The sequence below is a fragment of the Xanthomonas sp. SHU 199 genome (assembly GCF_000364665.1).
GTDB lineage: Bacteria > Pseudomonadota > Gammaproteobacteria > Xanthomonadales > Xanthomonadaceae > Xanthomonas_A > Xanthomonas_A sontii.
In genome coordinates, this window is sequence record NZ_AQOI01000122.1 from 1 (window position 1) to 2,652 (window position 2,652).

Annotated in this window: 2 protein-coding genes; both read left to right on the top strand. The window is 73.2% G+C overall.

All coding sequences use genetic code 11. The features are described from left to right. Window positions 1–574: 574 nt before the first annotated feature. Entirely contained in the window at window positions 575–1,495 is a 921-nt protein-coding gene (prmA, locus tag D183_RS0105795) for a 50S ribosomal protein L11 methyltransferase (protein WP_017908171.1), read from the top strand. A gap of 86 nt (window positions 1,496–1,581) precedes the next feature. Further along, window positions 1,582–2,028 (top strand): helix-turn-helix transcriptional regulator, encoded by a 447-nt coding sequence (locus tag D183_RS0105800; protein ID WP_017908172.1) that lies wholly within the window; start codon window positions 1,582–1,584, stop codon window positions 2,026–2,028. Window positions 2,029–2,652: the final 624 nt, after the last annotated feature.

Genomic DNA, 2,652 nt, shown 5'->3' on the forward strand with positions numbered 1-2,652 from the left:
CGCGACGGGCGCAGGGGCGGCAGCGGCCACCACCGCGGTCGCCGGCACGGACGCCGCCGGTGCAGCCGGCAGCGACAGCACGCGATAGGCGACCACGCCCAGCAACAGCGCGGCGGGCGCCAGCAACAGCCAGGTTGGACGGGACACGACGGGCATGCGCGAAAGAGCCGGACCACGGGCAGAAGCGCAGCCGGACCCCCTGTCGCCCGGCCGCTGCGAGCCGGCAGTCTACCTCAGGCCACGGCCGCGGCATGCGCCAAATGCATGCCGCGATCCCGGCGCATGGACGTGCGGACCGGGCAGCACGGACGAACGGCACGGCGTCACGGGCGGCGCGGTGCAGATCGCAGTGCCGGTGCTGGCCCGGCAGCGTCCGGACGCATTGCTGGGCCCAGCGCGGCCAGCGCGACGCCGCGTACCGCCGTCGCGTGTCGCATTCCGAACGGCGCCGGCTGGACGTGGTTCGCAACCGGCCGAAATGCGTGCCGTACCCCGCTCCGCGGCAAGACAGCCTCCAGCGCGAAGCCCGCCGCCCGTCTAAGATGCGTGCTTCCCCTGATTGCCCCACCGACCGATGCCGTTCCTCGAACTGACCCTGCGCTGCACCGACGCCACCCAGCCCCGCTACGAGACCGCGCTGGAGGATGTCGGCGCGCTGGCGGTGACCCTGCTCGATGCCGACGCCGACACCAGCAACGAACGCGCGATCCTGGAACCGGGCGTGGGCGAGACCCCGCTGTGGGGCACCCTGGTGCTCACCGCGCTGTTCCCCGAGGAGCAGGACGCGCTGGTGCTGCTGGCCGCGCTGGAGGCGTTCGACCCCGGGCTGGACTGGACCCAGGCCACCTTCCGCAAGGTCGACGACCAGGACTGGGAACGGGCCTGGCTGGACCAGTTCCAGCCGATGCGCTTCGGCGCGCGAACCTTCATCGTGCCGTGGAACCACGAGCTGCCCGAAGACGCCAGCGGCGCCGATGCCGCCGTGGTGCGCCTGGACCCGGGCCTGGCGTTCGGCTCCGGCACCCACCCGACCACCGCGCTATGCCTGCGCTGGCTGGATGCGCTGGCCACCGACGGCGTCCTGGCGCAGGCGCGCGTGCTCGATTTCGGCTGCGGCTCGGGAATCCTGGCGCTGGCCGCGCTGAAGCTGGGCGCCGCCGCCGCAGTGGGCGTGGACAACGACCCGCAGGCGCTGCTGGCCAGCCACGACAACGCCGAGCGCAACGCGGTGGGCGAGCGCCTGGCCGTGTACCTGCCTGCCGACGAACCGGCGGCCACCTATCCGGTGGTGGTGGCCAACATCCTGGCCTCGGCGCTGGATGCGCTGGCGCCGACCCTGGCCGCGCGCGTGGCGCCGGGCGGGCGCATCGCCCTGTCCGGCATCCTGCATGGCCAGGAACAGGAGCTGCTGCAGCGCTACGCACCGTGGTTCGCCCAGCTGCGCACCGAACAGGACGGCGACTGGATGCGCATCGACGGCGTGCGCCGGGACTGAACAGGGGCACGGCCATGCCGCGGCGTGGCCCACCTCAAGGCCAGCCGGCCCATTGCGCCAAGGACAGTATCGCTAACATTTCACTAATGGACAGCGCTGCGAACCAAGCGCAGTGGCCGGCGCGGCTATATCTCGCCTCCCCTGCGGAGGTGCGTGTGAACAGCAAGCTGTACGAACGGGTGCGCGAAGCGCGCAAGCTCACCGGCCTCACCCAGGAGGCCCTGGCGCTGGACCTGGGCGTGACCCGCAGCGCCGTGGCGCAGTGGGAAATGGCCGAAGGCACCGCGCCGGCGCTGGAGCACCTGATCGCCCTGGCCCGCCGCAGCGGGCTGCATTTCGAGTACCTGGCCACCGGCCGTGGCGAGCGCGTGTTCGGCGAACCGATGGCGGCGGACGCCGCGGCCATCGGCGAGCTGCCCAGCCACTACCAGTTCACCGACCAGCAACTGCGCCTGCTGGAGCGCTTCGACAGCCTGAGCCCGCGTCAGCGCGCCGGCTTGCTGGACCTGCTCGACACCCGCAAGTCGCGCTGAGCACGCCGCGTGACCCTCGCTCCGTAGAGCGTCCAGCGCTGACAAAGGCGACGATCCACCGGCAGCGCACTGCAGATCCCGCCGGCGCGTGCTTGAATACGGCTCTCGCCGTCGTCGCCCGCGCGCATGCCCGATCGCACTCCGCCCCGTCCCAGCCTCGCCACCTTGCTGCGTCAGCCCGATCCGTCCGCCACACAGGGCGAGACCCCGGTCGCGCCGGCGGCGGGCGGTGACGCGCCGGCACCCGCGACGCCGCTGACCGACACCGCAGCGCCGCCCGTCGCGCCAAGCGTCTCGCCAGCGTCTGCGAACGTGAAGCCGGCCGAGGACGAGGCCGACGCACGCGACGACACACGTGACGCGGGCGACCTGGAAGCGCTGCCGCCCGCGTCGGCGACGGACCCCGCATTGGCACCGGCCACGGTCGCGTCCCCCGCGACCGCCCCTACCTCGCCAATGTCCGCCGCCGCCGCGCCCAGCTTCCTGCATGGCCCGCGCGAACGCCGACCGGTGCTGCGTGCCGCGCCCTGGCAGTGGATCGCACTGGCCGGGCTGGGCCTGCTGCTGGCGCTGCAGATCCTGATCGCCGATCGCCAGCGCCTGGGCGCCGACCCGCGCTGGCGG